Origin of the sequence: Streptomyces sp. ISL-12 (assembly GCF_018614415.1) — a bacterium.
Classification (GTDB): Bacteria; Actinomycetota; Actinomycetes; order Streptomycetales; family Streptomycetaceae; genus Streptomyces.
In genome coordinates this window covers 23,488-42,504 of record NZ_JAGGOO010000039.1, presented here as the reverse complement: position 1 = coordinate 42,504, position 19,017 = coordinate 23,488, and the positions used below count along the sequence as shown (strand labels likewise).

Annotated in this window: 14 protein-coding genes and 1 other RNA gene; 5 read left to right on the top strand and 10 right to left on the bottom strand. The window is 73.5% G+C overall.

Annotation, left to right across the window (positions count from 1 at the left end):
- Positions 1-226 precede the first annotated feature (226 nt).
- Positions 227-1,192, top strand: a complete 966-nt coding sequence (locus tag J7I94_RS11365) for a LacI family DNA-binding transcriptional regulator (RefSeq protein ID WP_215166901.1) — start codon at positions 227-229, stop codon at positions 1,190-1,192.
- A 71-nt stretch (positions 1,193-1,263) separates the two neighbouring features.
- Here the strand turns inward: J7I94_RS11365 and ssrA are convergent.
- The 5 genes from ssrA to ftsE form a co-directional block, all read right to left on the bottom strand.
- Positions 1,264-1,663, bottom strand: a transfer-messenger RNA (tmRNA) gene (ssrA, locus tag J7I94_RS11360).
- A 90-nt stretch (positions 1,664-1,753) separates the two neighbouring features.
- A complete protein-coding gene (gene smpB / locus J7I94_RS11355) occupies positions 1,754-2,296 on the bottom strand; it encodes an SsrA-binding protein SmpB (protein WP_251074993.1) in 543 nt (180 codons plus the stop codon).
- A gap of 85 nt (positions 2,297-2,381) precedes the next feature.
- Positions 2,382-3,593: a S41 family peptidase gene (locus J7I94_RS11350; RefSeq protein ID WP_215166900.1), complete on the bottom strand. Its 1,212-nt coding sequence runs from the start codon at positions 3,591-3,593 to the stop codon at positions 2,382-2,384.
- Positions 3,594-3,661: 68 nt separating this feature from the next.
- Positions 3,662-4,579 carry a permease-like cell division protein FtsX gene (gene ftsX, locus J7I94_RS11345; RefSeq protein WP_215166899.1) on the bottom strand — a complete coding sequence of 306 codons (918 nt, stop codon included), beginning with the start codon at positions 4,577-4,579 and terminating at the stop codon, positions 3,662-3,664.
- Between the two features lie 52 nt (positions 4,580-4,631).
- Entirely contained in the window at positions 4,632-5,321 is a 690-nt protein-coding gene (gene ftsE / locus J7I94_RS11340; RefSeq protein WP_215166898.1) for a cell division ATP-binding protein FtsE, read from the bottom strand.
- A gap of 280 nt (positions 5,322-5,601) precedes the next feature.
- Here ftsE and J7I94_RS11335 point away from each other — a divergent pair, with 280 nt between their 5' ends.
- The gene (locus tag J7I94_RS11335) at positions 5,602-5,802 is read left to right on the top strand and encodes a hypothetical protein (RefSeq protein WP_215166897.1); all 201 of its coding nucleotides are present in this window, start codon (positions 5,602-5,604) and stop codon (positions 5,800-5,802) included.
- Between the two features lie 104 nt (positions 5,803-5,906).
- Here the strand turns inward: J7I94_RS11335 and J7I94_RS11330 are convergent, their stop codons facing one another.
- From J7I94_RS11330 to J7I94_RS11315, 4 genes are all read right to left on the bottom strand, one after another.
- Positions 5,907-6,524: a hypothetical protein gene (locus J7I94_RS11330; protein ID WP_215166895.1), complete on the bottom strand. Its 618-nt coding sequence runs from the start codon at positions 6,522-6,524 to the stop codon at positions 5,907-5,909.
- A 311-nt stretch (positions 6,525-6,835) separates the two neighbouring features.
- The gene (gene prfB / locus J7I94_RS11325; RefSeq protein ID WP_215166894.1) at positions 6,836-7,942 is read right to left on the bottom strand and encodes a peptide chain release factor 2; all 1,107 of its coding nucleotides are present in this window, start codon (positions 7,940-7,942) and stop codon (positions 6,836-6,838) included.
- An 83-nt stretch (positions 7,943-8,025) separates the two neighbouring features.
- Entirely contained in the window at positions 8,026-9,294 is a 1,269-nt protein-coding gene (locus J7I94_RS11320) for a serine/threonine-protein kinase (protein WP_215166892.1), read from the bottom strand.
- A 131-nt stretch (positions 9,295-9,425) separates the two neighbouring features.
- On the bottom strand, positions 9,426-11,132 hold the full coding sequence (locus J7I94_RS11315) for a serine/threonine-protein kinase (RefSeq protein WP_215166890.1): 1,707 nt from the start codon (positions 11,130-11,132) through the stop codon (positions 9,426-9,428).
- A gap of 452 nt (positions 11,133-11,584) precedes the next feature.
- On the opposite strand from J7I94_RS11315, the gene J7I94_RS11310 reads away from it, so the two are divergent.
- Positions 11,585-15,331, top strand: a complete 3,747-nt coding sequence (locus J7I94_RS11310) for an FHA domain-containing protein (RefSeq protein ID WP_215166903.1) — start codon at positions 11,585-11,587, stop codon at positions 15,329-15,331.
- 176 nt (positions 15,332-15,507) lie between these two features.
- Here J7I94_RS11310 and J7I94_RS11305 read toward each other — a convergent pair whose 3' ends face one another.
- Positions 15,508-15,969 (bottom strand): MarR family winged helix-turn-helix transcriptional regulator, encoded by a 462-nt coding sequence (locus J7I94_RS11305; protein ID WP_215166889.1) that lies wholly within the window; start codon positions 15,967-15,969, stop codon positions 15,508-15,510.
- A 55-nt stretch (positions 15,970-16,024) separates the two neighbouring features.
- On the opposite strand from J7I94_RS11305, the gene J7I94_RS11300 reads away from it, so the two are divergent.
- Both J7I94_RS11300 and J7I94_RS11295 read left to right on the top strand, forming a co-directional pair.
- Positions 16,025-17,050 carry an NAD-dependent epimerase/dehydratase family protein gene (locus J7I94_RS11300; RefSeq protein ID WP_215166887.1) on the top strand — a complete coding sequence of 342 codons (1,026 nt, stop codon included), beginning with the start codon at positions 16,025-16,027 and terminating at the stop codon, positions 17,048-17,050.
- A gap of 577 nt (positions 17,051-17,627) precedes the next feature.
- On the top strand, positions 17,628-19,016 hold the full coding sequence (locus J7I94_RS11295; protein WP_215166886.1) for an ABC transporter substrate-binding protein: 1,389 nt from the start codon (positions 17,628-17,630) through the stop codon (positions 19,014-19,016).
- Position 19,017: the final 1 nt, after the last annotated feature.

Here is a 19,017-nt window from a genome sequence, read left to right as displayed (position 1 = left end):
AACCCCAACCCCGCACACCCCGGCCAGGAAACACCGACCCCATGAGCCCCAACCCGCACACCACCCCAGCCGGCCACACCGACCCCATGGGCGCCCCACCCCGCACACCCCCCGCGTCGCGCCCAACCCATTGACGCCTTCGCCCACCGCGCCTACCTTCCTCCGTCCGACCGCTTCCGGAGGAGCCGACCATGCCGATCACTCCGTCCGCGCCGGGCGCCGGCTGATGGCCAGGATCACCGACGTGGCGCGGCGCGCCGGGGTCTCCCCCAGCACCGTCTCCTACGCCCTCAGCGGCAAGCGCCCGATCTCCGCGGCGACCCGGCGGCGCGTCGAGGCGGCCGTCCGCGAGCTGGGCTACCGTCCGCACGCCGGTTCCCCGACCGGCGTGCTGGGGCTGCTGCTCCCGCTGCGCGGCGGGACGTGGGAGCCGACGACGACGGGCTGCGCCATGTCGGTGGTCACCGCCGCCCGCGCCCACGGTCACGACGTACTGCTGATCACCGGTGAGGAGGGCGAACGCTCCCCGCACCGCGCGGTGGACGCGCTGATCGTGACGGAGGTGGGGCTGCGCGACCCCCGGCTGCCGTCGTTGCGCGGCCGGCCCGCCGTGCTGATCGGGGTGCCCGCCGAGCCCGAGGGGCTGACCTGCGTCGATCTCGACTTCCGGGCAGCCGGTGAACGGTGTGTCGCACGGCTGGCGGAGCTGGGGCACCGGGTGGTGGCGCTGGTCGGCGGCCCGCCTCAGGTGTACGCCCGGCAGACCGCGTCCGCCCACCGGGTGGTGCGGGGCTTCACGGCCGCCGCCCGCCGTGCCGGGCTGGTCCCGTCCGTGCACCCGAGCGCCGCCGCGCCGGACACCGCCCGGGACACGGCCGAACGGCTGCTGCGCCTGCGCCCGGCGCCCACCGCCGTCGTCGTCCACAACGATCCGCTGCTGGCACCCCTGCTCGACGCCTTCGAACGCCTCGGCCTCCGGGTCCCCGGCGACCTGTCCGTCGTGGCGGTCTGCCCGGACGACGTGGCCCTCGCGGCCCGGCCGCCGGTCACCTCGGTCACCGTCCCGTCCGCCGAACTGGGCACCCGGGCCGTGGAGCTGGCAGTACGGGCCCTCGCCGGTCCCGCCGCTCCCGGCGTACACCTGCTGCCGCCCCGCCTGACCGACCGCGCGAGCACGGCTCCCCCGGCATGACGGCCTCCGGCGTGACCGCATGACAAAGGCCCCGCCGCTCGGGAGCGACGGGGCCTCGGCCCACATGGGAACTGTGGAGATGGCGGGAATCGAACCCGCGTCCAACGGTGCGGAACCAGGGCTTCTCCGTGTGCAGTCCGCTTCGATTTTCTCGGCCCCGGAGATCACGCGGACAAGTCTCCGACGGGCCCAGTCACTGTTTGGTTTCCCTCTTCACCCCGTGACCGGGATCAAGGTTTAGTCCCCTAGCTGATGCCAGGATCCGGGTCGGGAACAGCCCCGGGCTGACACTCCCTTAGTAGGAGGCTCGCTTCGCTACCTGAGATCAGGCAGCGAGGGCGAAGGCCTGCTGGGAGGAATCGCGCTTGGTGTTGGCGATTATTTTTTTCGGCCTGTGGTTTACGAGATCATGGCCGCTTCCTCGACACGCTTCCCCTGCTTCGACAGCCGCTGTCGAAACCGATCATCCCCATGTTGATTTTTCAAACCACTGCACCGGCGAGCGATGCGAGTGCCATCGTACGTGACCAACGCACGACCGTGCCAGCTTATTCCTGGGGCTCAGCCCCGCTCCCGACGCTTGATCGCCGAGATCGTCCGCTCCGCCTCCCGCCGGTCCTGCTTCTCCCGCAGCGTCTGGCGCTTGTCGTACTCCTTCTTGCCGCGCGCGAGCGCGATCTCGGCCTTGGCCCGGCCGTCCTTGAAGTACAGGGCGAGGGGGACGATCGTGTGCCCGGTCTCCTGGGACTTGGCCTCCAGCTTGTCGATCTCCTCCCGGTGCAGCAGCAGCTTGCGCTTGCGGCGCGCGGAGTGGTTGGTCCAGCTGCCCTGGTGGTACTCGGGGATGTGGGCGTTGTGCAGCCACGCCTCGCCCCCGTCGATCTGGACGAACCCGTCGGCCAGCGAGGTCCGGCCCTCGCGCAGCGACTTGACCTCGGTGCCGGTGAGCACCATCCCGGCCTCGTAGGTGTCGATGATCGCGTAGTCGTGCCGGGCCTTCTTGTTCTGGGCGACGATCTTGCGCTTGCCGCCCTTCTCGCCGTCCCGGGCCTTGCCGCCGCCCCCGCCGCCCTGCTTGGGCTGGGACTCCTTCGGTACGTACATTCCCTTGCTCATAGTGCGCCCATTTTCGCACTACGGAGGGGGTCCGCGGGAAGCCGATTACGTGACCGGGCGGCCTGCGGACGCGCTACCGCCCCAGTCCGCCCAGCAGCGTCGCCGCCCGGTCCACGGCGGTGGGCCGGGCCGGGTCGATGTCCAGGTCGGGGGTGATGCCGGTGCCGTCGACGCCGCGGCCGGAGGGGGTGCGGTAGTGGCCGACGGTCAGTTCGGCCACCGAGCCGTCGGGGAGCCGGCTCGGCATCTGGACCGACCCCTTGCCGAAGGTGCGGGAGCCCACGACGACCGCCCGGCCGCGGTCCTGGAGGGCCCCGGCGAGGAGTTCGGCCGCGCTCATCGTGCCGCCGTCGACGAGCGCGACCAGGGGTCTGGAGGTGTCGCCGCCGTCCTCGGCGTGCAGGGCGCGCTGGTCGCCGTCGACGTCGTACGTGGCGACCAGGCCGCCGTCGAGGAAGGCGGAGGCCGCGGTGACCGCCTCGGCGACCAGCCCGCCGGAGTTGCCGCGCAGGTCGAGGACGACGCCGGTGCCGGCCGGGGTGTCGCGGACGGCGGCGCGGACCTGGTCACCGGCGCCCTTGGTGAAGGAGGTGATCCGCACGACGCTCGCGCCGCTCGCGAGCCGGCGCACGGTCACCGGCTGGGTGCTCAGCCTGACCCGGCGTACCGTCTCGGTCCACGCGCGCGTGCCGCGCTCCAGGCCGAGCCGCACGGTGGTGCCGGCGGGCGCGTCGGTGGCGTCGCCGCGCAGCAGGGAGACGACCTCGGTGACGGGACGCCCGTCGACCTCCTCGCCGTCGACGCTGCGCAGCCGGTCGCCCGCGCGGACGCCGGCGCGGGCCGCGGGCGAGCCGGACCGCACCTTCGTCACCTCGATGGCACCGTCGCGCCCGCGCCGCGCGGAGATCCCGACGCCGGTGTACCGGCCGTCCAGGGCCTCCGCCAACTCCTCGTACTCGCCCCGGGAGTAGACCGCGCCCCAGCGGTCGCCGCTGCGGCTGACCGCGCGCTCGGCGGCCTCCACGGGGGACTTGCCGTCGGCCATCGCCTCGGCCGCCGCCCGCGCCACCTCCCGGCGCGAAGCGGCGGAAGCAGCGGAAGCAGCGGAAGCGGCTGACCCGCCGGACCCCGCGGACGTACGGGCCGCCTCGGCCGCCGCGTTCGGATCGGCCTCGGGCAGCGAGCCGGTGGCCGCACCGGCCGCCAGGACACCGGCGAACACCAACGTCAGGGTGGCCCCGCGGCGGAGGCGGCGGGGCGGGCAGAACCGGTCACGACCTGACATGCCGGTGAGTGTAGGACACGGCGAGAGGGCCGCACGGGAGCTTGCCCGTACGGCCCTCTTGGCATGTGTCACACCTTCAGATACTTGCGCAGCGCGAAGAACGCGGCCAACGCCGGCATCAGCACACTGGCCGCGATGATGAGCGGCAGCTTGGTCAGTACGGCGTCCCAGCCCACGAAGTTGATGAGGGTCAGCTTGTTGGACAGGGCCATGCCGTGGTCGATCGTGAAGTACCGGCCCACGACGAGGAACACGCACGCCAGGGCGCCGCCGATGGCGCCGGCGACGGCGGCCTCCATGATGAACGGCGCCTGGATGTAGAAGCCGGAGGCGCCGACCAGCCGCATGATGCCGGTCTCGCGGCGGCGGCTGAAGGCGGAGACGCGCACCGTGTTGACGATCAGCAGCAGGGCCACGACCAGCATGAGCACCATGACGCCGAGCGCCGCCCGGTTCATCAGGTTCAGCAGCTCGAAGAGGTTGTCCAGGATGCCCTTCTGGTCCTGCACGGACTGCACGCCGTCCCGCCCGTCGAAGGCGGTGGCGATCACCTGGTACTTCTCCGGGTCCTTCAGCTTGATGCGGTACGACTCCTGCATCTGGTCCGGCGTCAGGGAGCTGGCCAGCGGGGAGTCGCCGAACTGCTCCTTGTAGTGCTTGTACGCCTCGTCCTGCGACTCGTACGTCACGTCCTGGACGACCGACATCTCGTCGAGGTCGGCGAGGATCTGCTTCTTCTGGTCCTCGGTCACCGCGCCCTTGGCGCAGTTGGGGTCGGACTCGGCGTCGCTCTTGTTGCAGAGGAAGACGGAGACGTTGACCTTGTCGTACCAGTAGCCCTTCATGGTGTTGACCTGGTCGCTCATCAGCAGCGAACCGCCGAACAGGGCCAGTGAGAGGGCGACGGAGACGATGACCGCGAAGGTCATCGTCAGGTTGCGGCGGAGACCTACACCGATCTCCGAGAGGACGAACTGGGCGCGCATGGCGTCTGGTTAAGCCTTTCCGTGGATGCCGGGCGTGCTGCGTGTCTGAGCCCTAGTGCTGGTAGCCGTAGACACCGCGCGCCTGGTCGCGGACGAGGCGCCCCTTCTCCAGCTCGATGACGCGCTTGCGCATCTGGTCCACGATGTTCTGGTCGTGCGTCGCCATGATCACGGTGGTGCCCGTCCGGTTGATGCGGTCGAGCAGCTTCATGATGCCGACGGAGGTCTGCGGGTCGAGGTTGCCGGTCGGCTCGTCGGCGATGAGCAGCTTGGGCCGGTTGACGAACGCCCGCGCGATGGCCACGCGCTGCTGCTCACCACCGGACAGCTCGCCCGGCATGCGGTCCTCCTTGCCGCCGAGCCCGACGAGGTCGAGCACCTGGGGCACGGACTTGCGGATCTCGCCGCGGGACTTGCCGATGACCTCCTGCGCGAAGGCCACGTTCTCGCCGACCGTCTTGTTGGGGAGCAGGCGGAAGTCCTGGAAGACCGTCCCCAGCTGGCGGCGCATGTGCGGCACCTTCCAGTTGGACAGGCGGGCCAGGTCCTTGCCCAGGACGTGTACCTGGCCGTGGCTCGCCCGCTCCTCGCGCAGGACCAGCCGCAGGAAGGTGGACTTACCGGAGCCGGAGGACCCCACCAGGAAGACGAACTCGCCCTTCTCCACTTCCAGGGAGACGTCCCTGAGGGCGGGGCGGTTCTGTTTGGGGTAGGCCTTGGAGACGTTGTCGAATCGGATCACGGATGCACCACGGGTCGCCGGGGGTAGATGAGCGTGACCATACGCGAAGTGGGTATGGGACCGCAGTCACCGGTCGGGGTTGCGTCATGCTTGCGCGTTATGTCCGCGTTACCCGCGCGCGGTGCGGGCGTGATCCGGGCGGGCGTCCGCGCCGGGCCCGTACACCGTCCCCGGCGGGACCGCGCGCAGCGACGCGCGGAACCTGGCACAGTGGAAGGGAACGTCCGCGGTGGCGCGAGCGTTGTGTGTAGGTGGACACCGGTGCGAGGAGGGCGAGCGCATGACGTACGACCGGTTGGTGTGCGCGAACTGCGCGGCGCCCGTGAGCGAGGGCCGCTGCCCGGTGTGCCGGGCGAACCGTGAGCGGCTGCAGCAGGACAGCTTCTTCGGCGGGCTGAACGGCCTGAGCCCGACGGCGCTGATCGCGCTGCTCGTGGTCCTGGTGGCGGCGGTGGCCCTGCTGGCCCACCAGACCACCTGACAGAGCTCGCACAACGGCCGAGGGGCCCGGAGCGCCGTACGTACGCTCCGGGCCCCTCGGCCGTGATGTGTCGCGTACGGCGTCCCGTACGCGGACGGTCACCGTCAGGCAGCGGCGCCCCGGCCGGCCGCCAGACGCGGCAGGAAGCGGAAGCCGATGCCTCCGGCGATCATCGTGGCGGCACCGATGATCAGGAAGGTGGTCTCGGCGGCACCGGTCTCGGCGAGCTCCTCGCCGTTGCCCTGGGCCGAGGTCTGGGCGGTGGTGTCCGCGCCGGTGTCGGTCAGGGAGGAGGTACCGGCGCCCTGGGCGGCATTGTTGTTGCTGCCGCCGTCGGTGTTGGTGTTGTCGGTACCGGTGTTGCCGTTGCCGGCGTTGCCGTTTCCGTTGCCGTTCCCGTTGCCGGGGGCCTCGGTCGGGTCGTCGCTGGGCTCGACCGGGTCGGTGGTGCCCGGGTCGGTCGGGTCCTCGGTCGGGTCCTCGGTCGGAGGCTCCTCCGTGGGCGGCTGCTCCGTCGTGGGGTCCTCGCTGGGAATCTCGGTCGGAGGCGTGTCGCTCGGGGTCGGGGTCGGCTCCGGCGTCTCGTCGCCGCACAGGACGCCGAGGATGCAGTCCTCGGCCTCCGTCGCCGAGGCGGCACCCGCAGCGGTCAGCGAGGCACCGAAGGCGATGACGGCACCGGCCGCGACCCGTGCGACACGGATCCGCGTCTTCTTGGTCATATGGTTGCTACCCCCAGTAGCTGAATCGTCAGTGTGGCGGCGTCTCGGGGCCGTGATCGACGGGAGTAGCTGCTCTGTGAAGCCCCCCGGTTCACATGCGCCCCAGAAACACGCATGCCGCGCATCACCTTTCCCATTTTTAAAGGCAACGTCAAGGCCGTTGCGTACACGATGTCCCTGTACGGGGCCTATGCCGGATACAAAGACTGTGAGTGTGATGTAAAACCCGGACATCGGTCACGAAGAAAAGGCAACTGCCGCCACGAGGGCGGCAGTTGCCTTGTCGACAAAGCGGCGTACGTGCGACGCCGTTACTTCTCCTGCTGCTTGCGCCAGCGAATTCCGGCCTCCAGGAAGCCCTGGATCTCCCCGTTGAACACGGCCTCGGGGTTGCCCACCTCGTACTCGGTGCGCAGGTCCTTGACCATCTGGTAGGGGTGCAGCACGTACGAACGCATCTGGTTGCCCCAGGAGTTGCCGCCGTCGCCCTTGAGGGCGTCCATCTTGGCCTGCTCCTCCTGGCGGCGCCGCTCCAGGAGCTTGGCCTGGAGGACGTTCATCGCGGTCGCCTTGTTCTGGATCTGCGACCGCTCGTTCTGGCAGGAGACCACGATGCCGGTGGGGAGGTGGGTGAGGCGCACCGCCGAGTCGGTGGTGTTGACGCCCTGGCCGCCGGGGCCGGACGAACGGTAGACGTCCACCCGCAGTTCGGACTCGTCGATCTCGATGTGGTCGGTCTGCTCGACCACGGGCAGGATCTCGACGCCCGCGAACGAGGTCTGGCGGCGGCCCTGGTTGTCGAAGGGCGAGATCCGCACCAGCCGGTGCGTGCCCTGCTCGACGGAGAGCGTCCCGTAGGCGTACGGCACCTGCACGGCGAAGGTGGTCGACTTGATGCCGGCCTCCTCCGCGTACGACGTCTCGTAGATCTCGGTCTTGTAGCCGCGCTGCTCGGCCCAGCGCAGGTACATCCGCTGGAGCTTCTCGGCGAAGTCCGCGGCGTCCACGCCGCCCGCCTCGGCGCGGATGTTGACCAGCGCCTCACGGGAGTCGTACTCGCCGGAGAGCAGGGTGCGGACCTCCATCTCGTCGAGGGCCTTGCGGACGGAGGCCAGCTCCGTCTCGGCCTCGGCGCGGGTGTCCGGGTCGTCCTCCTCCTCGGCCATCTCGAAGAGGACCGCGAGGTCGTCGATCCGGCCGCGCAGCGCCTCCGCCTTCCTGACCTCGGCCTGGAGGTGGGAGAGCTTGCTGGTGATCTTCTGCGCCGCCTCCGGGTCGTCCCACAGGGAGGGCGCTGCCGCCTGCTCCTCGAGCACGGCGATGTCTGCCCTCAGCTTGTCGAGGTCCAGGACGGCCTCGATCGACTCCATGGTCGAGGAGAGGGACTTCAGCTCTTCGGATACATCGACGACTGCCACGCCTCCAGCGTAACGGCTCCGCCGGGCGGCCCACGCCGGGCCGTACGGACGCCGTCGCCGGGCGTTGCCGCCAGGCGATACGGCTAGGGAGCCGCCGGCGCCGAGTTCCGGGTGTCCTTCGTGTCCTGGGGGCCCGTGCCGGAGTCGTCGCCGCCGGTGGCCAGCCAGGTACCGACGCCGATGGCCGCCAGCAGCGCCACGGCGCCCGCGCCGACCGCGGCCCGGCGCCGGCGGGCGGCGGCCCGGTTGCGCGCCGAGCCGGGGCGGCGGGCGCCCGGCGCGCGCGGTGCGCGGGCGGTGCCGTGGGCCGGGCCGGCCAGCTCGTCGGGGGCGGGGACGCGCATGGAGGTGTGGGTGTCCCGGTTGGAGTCGGCGGGCTTGGCGCCGGGCACCAGCGGGACCGCGCCGCGCCGCCGGACCTCGTCGCCGTCCCGTCCCGCCCCGGTCCCGGCGGACGGCTCCCGGTCGGCGTCGGCCGCGTCCTCCGGCTGCTCCCCGCCGGACTCGTCCACGTCGAGCGGGGGCATGCCGGCCAGCATCGGCAGCAGCTCGCGCAGCCGGGCGCCCAGCTCGGAGGCGCGCAGCCGGGAGGCCGGCGCCTTGGCCAGGCACTGCACCAGCAGCTGCCACAGCTCGTCGGGGATGCCGGGCAGCGGGACGACGGTCTCGGTGACGTGGCGGCGCAGTACGGCGCCGGGGTGGCCGCCGCCGAACGGCGTGAACCCGGCCAGCAGCTCGTACAGGACCGTGGCCAGGGCGTAGATGTCGACCGAGGCGCGCGGCGGGAGGCCCTCGACGATCTCCGGGGCGAGGTAGTCGGGGGTGCCGATGATCTTCGTGGCGCGGGTGCGGCGCGGGGTGTCGATGAGCTTGGCCACACCGAAGTCGGTGAGCAGCGCGCGGTGCGAGCCGCCGGGGCCGAGCGGGCCCTGCATGTCGAGCAGGACGTTCTCCGGCTTCACGTCGCGGTGCACGACCCCGGCGGCGTGCGCGGCGGCCAGTCCGTCGGCGACGTCGGCGGTGATCGCCACCGCGGCCTCGGGCGGCAGCCGCCGCTCGCGGTCGAGCCGGGTGCGCAGATCGGTGCCGCGGACCAGGTCCATGACGAGGGCGAGGTCGTTGCCGTCGACGACCAGGTCGCGCACGGAGACGACGTGCGGGTGCTCCAGGCCGAGCAGGGCGGTGCGCTCCTGCACGAAGCGGCCGACCAGCTCCTGGTCGGACGCGAGGTCCTCGCGCAGCAGCTTGATCGCGACGGGTCCCTCGGGGCCCTCGCCCAGCCACACCGTGCCGGCGCTGCCCCGACCGAGGATCTGGTGGGCGGTGTACCGGCTGCCGATCTTCCGTGCCAAGACTGCTCCTACCGACGCGTGTTGCCGACAAAGCTACGCGTCCGTGGAGCCGGCCTTCACCTCCGAGGCGGAAAACACCCGTGGGATGTCGACAAATCGCCGAACTCGCCGTACAGCGGGCGGAACGGCGATCAGCCGGTGCCGCCGGAGCCGCTGCCCAGGTCCCCGATCCAGTCGGTGGCGGTGCCGACCCAGTCGGTGAGCTGCTCCCAGTAGCCCTTGCCCGTGCCGATCCACTCCTGGAGCGGGCTCAGCTCCCAGATCAGCCAGCCGGCCACGAACAGCACGACGATCGTGACCAGGCAGCCCTTGAGGCAGCCGAGGCCGGGGATGCGCATCGGGTTGGCGCTGCGCTGCCGGGGCTCGCGCCGGGGGCGCTGCGGCTCGGGCGCGGGCGGCGGGGCGTACCGCTGCGGCGCGGGCTGCGGGGGCGGCGCGGGCTGCTGCGGCTGGGGGGTGGCATACCGCCGCTGCGGCGGCTGCTGCTGCTGGCGGCCGTAGCCCTGCGGGGGCTGCTGGGGCTGCTGGGGCTGGCGGCGGGGTTCCTGCTGGGGGCGGGCGACCTGGCGCTGGGGGCGGCGGCGCAGCGGGTCCTCGTTCGGGTCGAGGTACTGCACCTGCGTCTGCTCGTTGCGGTCGCGGGCGGCGCGCAGCTGGTTCTGCCAGGGGTGCGGGTCGTCGGGGTGCTGTCCCTGGGGGGACTGGCCGGGCTGTCCCGGCGGTACGGGCGGCATGACGGCCGTCGGGTCGGCCGCGCCGGCGGGGCCGCCGGTGTGCGGGAGCACGGCGGTGGGGTCGGCGGCGCCGGCCGGGCCGGTGTGCGGCAGGACGCTGGTGGCGCCGTTGGGGTCGTACACGCCGCCCGGGTTCTGCGGGAGCACCTGCGTCGGGTCGGCGGCGCCGGGGGTGTCCGGGACGGACGCGGGCGCCGGGTCGGGGACGAGGAGCGCGCCGACGTCCTCGGCGGCGCCGATCTGCGCGGAATTGGCGTGCACGCCGATGCCCTCGGCGACGACGCGCAGGCCGCGCGCCAGGTTCTCGGCGCTGGGGCGTTCGTCGGGGTTCTTGCGCAGGCAGCGCTCGATGACCGTCCACAGGGGGTCGGGGACGGTGGACGGGCGGCGCGGCTCGGCGCTCAGGTGCTGGTGCAGCACTTCGAGCGCGGAGCCGCCGGAGAACGGCGGGCGGCCGGTGACCAGCTCGTACAGCAGGATGCCGGCGCCGTAGATGTCGACGGCGGAGGTCTGCGGGCGGCCCTCGGCGGACTCCGGCGCGATGTACGCGGGCGTGCCGACGAACTCGTGGGTGCGGGTGAGGCCGGGCGAGTCCGCGAGGCGGGCGATGCCGAAGTCGGTCAGCATCGGGTGCAGCCGGCCGCCGTCCTGCTTGAGCAGTACGTTGGCCGGCTTCAGGTCGCGGTGGACGACGCCGTCGGCGTGGCTGGCGGCGAGCGCGTCGGCGATCTGGGCGGTGAGCAGGGCCGCGGCCACGGGGCTGAAGGGGCCGTTCTCCCGCAGGTAGCGGTGCAGGTCGGGGCCGTCGACGAGGTCCATGACCAGGGCGAGGAGATCGCCCTCGACGACCAGGTCGCGGACCCGGACGATGTTGGGGTGGGTGAGCCGGAGCAGGACGGAGCGCTCCCGCAGGAAGCGCATCACGACGTCGGCGTCGTTCGCGAGCTCCTCCTTGAGGACCTTGATCGCGACGGTCTCGCCGGGCTGTCCGGGCACGGCCGCCTCGGCGCCCGCGGTCTCCCGCTGGCGGGCTCGCCAGACGGTGCCGGTGGCACCGCGTCCGAGCGGCTCCTCCAGGAGGTACTTGCTGCCTACCGGCCGCACGTCATGCGCTCCCTGTTGCTTGCTGGCTGTTCCGACCCACTGTCCGGACCACTGTAGTGCCGAGGAGTACAGCACCGGGCTGTCGTTCGGCTGTGCTGCTTCCGGAAGCCGTAGCCGTCCCGGAACGTGCCGGAAGATGTTCGAAGGAAAGACGCGGGATCCGCTCCCTCGGTTGCCGGACGCGAACGTGACCGATCTCAAGCGATATTCAAACGATCATCTTGAGATCACTGGTCAGGCATTTTTAAGGGCAGAGCCGACCAATCAAGATCATTTGACAGCCGGGAGCGGGCGCGTTGTCAGTGGCAGGTGCGAGGATGCGTGCAGTACTGGCCGACGTGCGCGTGCGGCGGGTGGGGGAAGTCCGTGGTGACATCCGTGGTGGGGGACCGCGGGGCGGCTTCGTCCCCCCGGCTGCGCGGGCGCCCGCGCAGAAGGGACCGCTGACGGCGATGCAGATCCGGCTGACCGTCGTTGACCCGCTGGGCCCGTCCTCCCCCACGGCGCCCGGCCTCCCCGCGCGCTGCGACGTGCTGGTCACGGCACCCGCCGGCACCGCCCTCGCCACGGTGGCGCCGGCGCTGGCCTCGGCGGTCCCGGGCGGGGACGGCACCGGTTCGTCCGGTGCGGGCTCCGGTTCCGGTTCCGGGCCCGTGGTGCTGTACGCCGGTGAGCGCCGCCTCGACGCCCAGCGCTGCACCCTGGGCGAGCCGCCGCTGGTCGACGGCGCGGTGCTGTTCCTCGGCGCCCCCGGCGATCCCGAGCCGCATCCCGAGTCGGCCGACGCACCGGCGCAGCTCCACGTGGTCGCGGGCCCCGACGCGGGCGGCGTCCACCTGCTGCACGGCGGACAGATCCGCATCGGGCGCTCCGCCGACGCCGACGTGGCGCTCGACGACCCGGACGTCTCCCGGACCCACTGCGCGGTGACCGTCGCGGCCGACGGCCGGGTCGCGGTCGCCGACCTCGGCTCCACCAACGGAACCACCCTGGACGGCACGCGCGTGGGCGACCGCGCGGTGCGCTTCCCGGCGGGGGCGCTGCTGCGGATCGGCGAGTCGGCCCTGCGGCTGGCGCCCGCGCCGGTGGCGGCGGCACGAGTGGAGACGGCACCCGACGGGGAGGGGTGCGTGCGGGTGCGGGTGCGGGTCGGAGGGGCCGGCGGGGGCGGTGAGGCGGGCGGGGGTGCTGGGACTCCTGGCACTCCTGGGGCTTCCGGCGGTGTTCGGCCGGCTCCTGGCGGTACGTACGCGACGGGCGGCGGCACGGGCGCGGGCGGTGGGGACACGGCGGCGGGCGGTGGTGCGGCGGGCGGCAGGCGCGCGTCCGGAGGCGGGGCGACCGGCGGTGGCGTGGCTGGTAGTGGCGTGGCTGGTAGTGGCGTGGCTGGTAGTGGCGTGGCCGGCGGTGGCTCGGCAGGTGGTGCCGCGACCGGAGGCGGCGCGGCCGACGGTGACGTGACCGACGGTGGCGTGACCGGCAGCGGGGTGGCCGACGAGCACCTCGCGGCGCACGCGCGCGTGGCCGACGCGGCGGACGCGGTGGACACGCGCGGGAGCGACGGTACGGCGGGCGGGCCGGGCCGGCCCACCGGGTACACGCACGGCACGCACGGCACGATGAGCGTCGACGGACCCGGACGCCGGGGACCGGGACGAGGACAGGGACCGAACCACCGTGCCGCCGAACCCCTGGTCCCGGAGCAGGGCGGCGCCCCGCGCGCCGAGAGCCACGGCGGCGACGCCCCGGCCCCCGCGACGGTACGGGCCGACACCTCCGGCGTCACCCACGGGGGACGGCCGGGCACCGGCCCCCATGACGCCGCCGCCTTCGGGGGCGAGGCCGGCAGCGGCCGCAAGGGAACGCCGCTGCGCGGCACCGACGTACCGCCGGGCATGCGGCGGCGCGGCGGGCTCACGGCCTGGGCACGGCGGCTGACCGGCGGACGCGGCGAGCCGGCGGCGGCCGGGACCGGACCGCACGACGCACCGCCGGCCGGCCTGCCCGCCGTACCGTCCCCCGCTCCCGCCCTCGCCCCCGCGCCGGAGACCTGGCCGGACCCCGCCGCCCTGCTGCTGACGGCGCTGGGGCCGGGCCCCCGGCTGTGGGAGCGCGGGCCGGGGCACCCGGAGGCGCTCACCGTGCGGCTCGGCACGGCCGACCGGGTGGCCCCGGGCGGCGCGGCCCCGCTGCCCGCGGTGCCGGTGACCGCCGGGCTGCGCGAGGCCGGGGCGCTCGGGCTGGCCGGACCGCGCGAGCGGCTGGCCGGACTCGCCCGCGCGGTGCTGGCCCAGCTCGCCGCGCTGCACTCCCCCGACACGCTGGAGATCGTCCTGATCAGCGCGGACCGCGGGCGTCCGCTGCCGCGGCGCACCGCGGAGTGGGCCTGGCTGGGCTGGCTGCCCCATCTGCGTCCGGGGCACGGCCAGGACTGCCGCCTGCTGCTCGCCCTCGACCACGACCAGGCCGCGGCCCGCGCCCAGGAGCTGGTGCGCCGCCTGGAGGACCACCTGACGGACACCCGGACGGCCACCGGCCCCGTACGGGCGGCGGCGGCCCCGGACCGGCGCCCCGCCTGGGCCCACCCGGACGACACGGGCGAGGCCCCGGCCGCCCCCGGCCCGTTCACCGTGGTCGTCGTGGACGGCGGCCTCCCGAGCGCGGACGTGCACGAGGCGGTGGAGCGGCTCGCCCTGGAGGGACCGCGGGCCGGCATCCATGTGGTGTGCCTGGCGGAGACGCCCGCCGCGTCCCCCGCCTCCCCGGTGACGCGGACGTACGAGGCGGCCTGCGCGGTGTCGCCGGTGTTCCGGCGCTGCGGGGCCGTCGCGCTGCTCAGCGGGGACGTGGCGACGACCCTGCGGCTGCTGCGCGTCGCCCCCGAGGGCGCGGCCCCGGCCGGCCCGGTCGGCCACGGCACCCTCGCCACGGTGGACGCGGTCTCCCTGCCGTGGGCGGAGCGGTTCGCGCGGGCCCTGGCCCCCCTCCGCCCCGAGGGCGGCTCGGGCGAACGGCACGCGCGCGTGTCGGCACCGCTCCCCCAGGCCGCCCGCCTCCTCGACGAACTGGGCCTGGCCCGCGCCACCCCGGCGTCCCTGATGGCCCGCTGGGCCGACGCGGCCGACGACCCCCAGTCCCTCGGCGGCCGGGCGCACGGCGTGCTGGGCGCCGGACCGCGCGGGCCGGTCGGCGTGGACCTCGCGGCCGACGGACCGCACCTGCTGATCGAGGGACCGCCGGGCAGCGGCCGTACTGAGCTGCTGCGGGCGCTGGTCGCCTCGCTGGCCTCCGCCGAGCGCCCCGACCGCCTCGGCGTCGTGCTGATGGACGGCCGGGACGGCACCGGCACGGACCAGGGCCCCGGCGAGGGCCTGCGGGTCTGCACGGACGTGCCCCACGTGACCACCCACCTCACGGCCAACGACCCCATACGGATGCGGGAGTTCGCCCAGTCGTTGAGCGCGGAGCTGAAGCGGCGCGCCGAGCTGCTCGGCCGGTCCCACTTCACGGAGTGGCACACCGGCCGTGAGGTGTCCGGCCGGATGGTCGCCCAGCGGACGGCGGGGACGGCGGTGTCCCGGAGCACGGGTACGTCCGGCGCGGGCGCCGCCGACCTCGACACCCCGCCCAGCACGACGATCCGGCTGCGCCCGGCCGCGTCCCGCCGGCAGGCGGAACCGGCGCCGCCGCTGCCCCGCCTGGTCGTGGTCGTCGACGACCTGGACGCGCTGGTCACGCCCCCGCTGGGGTCGCCCGGCCGGCCCGCGGCGGGGTCGGTGATGCGGGCACTGGAGGCGGTCGCGCGGGACGGCGAGCGGCTCGGCGTCCACCTGGTGGCCGCGACCGGCCCCGGCGGCCGTACGGCCCAGACGGAACCGGCCCTGCGGGCCACGCTCCGGGTGACCCTCGACGCCCCCGTCCCCGGCCCGGACGAACCGGCGCCCGGACGCGGCCACTTGACGGGCCCGGACGGCCGTACCGTCGCCTTCCAGGGCGGCCGGGTCACCGGCCGCATCCCCCGCACGGCGACCCTGCGCCCCACGGTCGTCCCCCTGGACTGGCACCGCATGGGCGACCCCCCGGCCCGCCGCCCGGTCCGCGAGCTGGGCAACGGCCCGACCGACCTGGCCCTGCTGGCCAGCGCGCTGGAGCGGGCGGCACGGGAGGTGTCGGCGGCGGAGGTGCCGTCCTTGCTCTGACGTGCCCCTCGGGCTGGAGCCCGAGGATTCCGGCCTTCTCGGTCGCTGCCGTGCCACTGGGCAGCGCTCCGCGGGTCGGCCCGGCCGGTCCGCGGGACGTCTCACCGCCCCGATCGCCGACGAGGGCCTTACGGACCGCGCCTGACCAGTGAGAGCGGTGGAGCCCCGCCGGATCCCTAGTACCGCGGCCGCATCTTCGTGAGCAGCGCGAGCAGGGTGCGCTGTTCCTCCGCGTCGAGACCGGCGAAGAGGCCGGAGTCGTGAAGTCGCGCCCTGAGCGCCTCCCACAGTTCGTGCCCGCGTTCCGTCAGGGCCAGGGTCCGCTTGCGGCCGTCGGAGGGGTGAGGCCGGCGGGCGATGAGTCCCACGCTCTGGAGTCTGTCGGCGGCGAGACTGACCGTCGAAGGATCGCAGCGGAGGCGGGCCGCCACGTCCCGCATGGTCGGCGGCTCCGTTCCCGGCGCCAGCGCCCACAGCGTACCGGCGACGGAGGCCGGCACCCGGAACTCCCCGAGCACCTGGGCCACGACGGCATCCGCGGAGTGTCCCACTTCCACGAGAGCACGGACGATCTCGGCTTTCCGCTCGGCGTCCGCGTGGTGAGTCGTCGGTGTCGTCGCATCGCGGTCGGCAGTCATGGAACCATGCTACGCTCGAAAATCAATGAAAAACTCAATGATTAGGGGGATGTATATGACTCTCGGTAACGGTAGTGAGACGGTCCTCGTCACGGGCGGAACGGGCTACCTGGCCGGCTGGGTGATCACGGGCTTGGTCCAGCGCGGCTATCGGGTGCGCGCCACCGTGCGCAGCCTCGGCGCAGCGGAGCAGGTGCGTGCGGCCGTCCGCGGGCGCGCGGGCCAGGAGGCGGCCCGGGGTGTCGAGTTCGCTGTCGCCGATCTCCTCGGCGACGAGGGCTGGGACAAGGCCTTCGAGGGCGTCCACTACGTGCTGCACACGGCGTCGCCGATGCCCTTCGACCCGGGCGTGGATCTCGTCAGGACCGCCCGCGAGGGCACCCGCCGTGTCCTGGGCGCCGCCGCCCGCACCGGGGTGCGGCGTGCCGTGCTCACCTCTTCCGGCACCACGGCCGGCGCGGGCGACTCGGGCACGCCCGCGACCGAGACGACGTACGCCGAGCCGTCCGGCACCCCGCAGCGCGCGTACCCGGACTCGAAGATCCTCGCCGAGCGCGACGCATGGGAGCTCGCCGGAGCGACCGGGCTCGAACTCTCCGCCGTCCTGCCGACGTTCATGCAAGGCCCCCCGCTGGGCGCGCGGAACGGGGCAGGGACGACGGACGTCATCCGCCGCCTGCTCACCCGCGAGATCCCCGCTGTCCCGAACATCGGCTGGAACGTCGTCGACGTCCGTGACGTCGCCGAACTGCACATTCTTGCCATGACGAGCCCCGCCGCCGCGGGGCAGCGCTTCCTCGCTTCGGGCAGCTTCCTGTGGTACCGGGACATCGCCCGCATCCTGCGCGACAAGCTCCCGGACGAAGCCACCAAGGTGCCCACGCGCACCATGCCCGACACCATCGTCAAACTGCTGGCCCGGGTGAACCCGCAGATGGCGATGGTGCGCCTCGAACTCGGTCGCGAGAGGCTCGTCGACAGCGGCAAAGCACGCGCGCTCGGCTGGCAGCCCCGCCCCGCCGAACAGACGATCGTCGACACCGCCATCGCGCTCACGGCCAAGGACTCGCCCAGCACGTAGCCGCCACCACGTCCTCGGACGAAACCCGCCAAGGTCCCGCACGGCTGCCCGCCGCCTCAAGGGCGACGGGGACGAGCCCGCCGTGCCCGGCGCCGTCGGACTCCACGCCCTCACCCTCGACGGGCGGACCAGCGCGGCGTGCGCCCACGCGCTGATGACGGGCGGACCAGCGCGGCGTGCGCCCACGCGCTGATGACGCGGCCGGCGGGCGGTGCCCCGGGGGGGCAGTCCGTCCGGAATCGGATGGCGGAAGCCTGCCAAGTGTCATCGACCCGCTCGCGCGAGCGGGCCGCCGCCAGTCCGCCGCACCGTGCTCACCACGAAGACAGCCAGACGTTCCGCACGCCGACCCGGCGCCGACGCGGCTCACGTCCCCTGCCGGGCCGAAACGCCCGGCCCGCCGCCCGCACCCGGCAGGCCGGCCGTCCGCACCGGACGCTCCGCACCGTCACGACGCGGTCACGATCCCCCGCCCCGCGCGGGACGCGCTCTTGCCGCCCTCACCCCCCTGGCGTACACCAGAGCGCACGGGACAGCGCACGACGTTCGACGAACGAGGTCGAAGGACGGGGCAGGGATGCGCACGAGCAGCACCACCGGCACCAACCGGGCACGGACACGGACCCGCAGAACCGTACGAGCCGCCGCGGCCGTCGTCGCGGGAGCCCTCGCCTTCTCGCTCACCGCGTGCGGGGGCGACGACGACAACGACGGGGGCGGCGCGGACAAGAACCCCGAGGAGACGGCGGCCACCGTCACCCTCCCGAAGCTGGACGGCGAGACCCTGGAGGTCGCCGCGGTCTGGACCGGGGACGAGCAGAAGAACTTCAAGCAGGTCCTGGCGGAGTTCGAGAAGCGCACCGGCGCCAAGGTGACCTTCGTGCCCGCCCAGGACCCGATCATCAACTTCCTCGGGTCGAAGATCGCGGGCGGCGCTCCGCCGGACATCGCGATGCTCCCGCAGCCCGGCGCCATCAAGCAGGCCGTCGACAAGGGCTGGGCCAAGCCGCTGGGCGCCGAGGCGCTCAAGGAGCTGGCGGAGAACTACTCCCAGGGCTGGCAGGACATCGGCAAGGTCGGCGACAAGCAGTACGGCGTCTACTACAAGGCCGCCAACAAGTCGCTGATCTGGTACAACGCGCAGGTCTTCGAGAACGCGGGCGCGGCCGAGCCCAAGACCTGGGACGAACTCCTCGACACCGCGCAGATGGTCTACGACTCCGGGGTCACCCCGTTCTCCGTCGGCGGCGCCGAGGGCTGGACCCTCACCGACTGGTTCGAGAACGTCTACCTCTCGCAGGCGGGTCCGGAGAAGTACGACCAGCTGGCGCAGCACGAGATCAAGTGGACGGACCCGTCGGTGAAGGAGGCGCTGACCACCCTCGCCGAGATCTGGGGGAAGAAGGACTACGTCGCGAGCGGCGCCCTCCAGACGGACTTCCCCGCCTCCGTGACGCAGACCTTCACCGGCGGCGACCAGCCCAAGGCCGGCATGGTCTACGAGGGCGACTTCGCGCAGGTCAACATCACGCAGACCAAGGCGGAGGTCGGCACCGACGCCAAGGTGTTCCCGTTCCCGGCCGTGGGCGACAGCGCGCCCGTGGTCTCCGGCGGCGACGCGGCCGTGATCCTGGAGGACTCGGAGGCGGCGCAGGCCCTGGCCACCTTCCTGGCCTCGCCGGACGCGGCGACGGTGCAGGCGAAGCTGGGCGGGTACCTCTCGCCGAACAAGAACGTGGACGCGTCGGCGTACCCCAACGACGTGCAGCGCAAGATGGCCGAGGCGCTGATCGCGGCCGGCGACGACTTCCGCTTCGACATGTCCGACCAGGCCCCGCAGGCGTTCGGCGGCACGCCCGGCAAGGGCGAGTGGAAGGCGCTCCAGGACTTCCTGAGCGATCCGAAGGACGTCGCCGGCACCCAGCGGAAGCTGGAGGCGGACGCGGCGGCCGCCTACGGGGACTGAC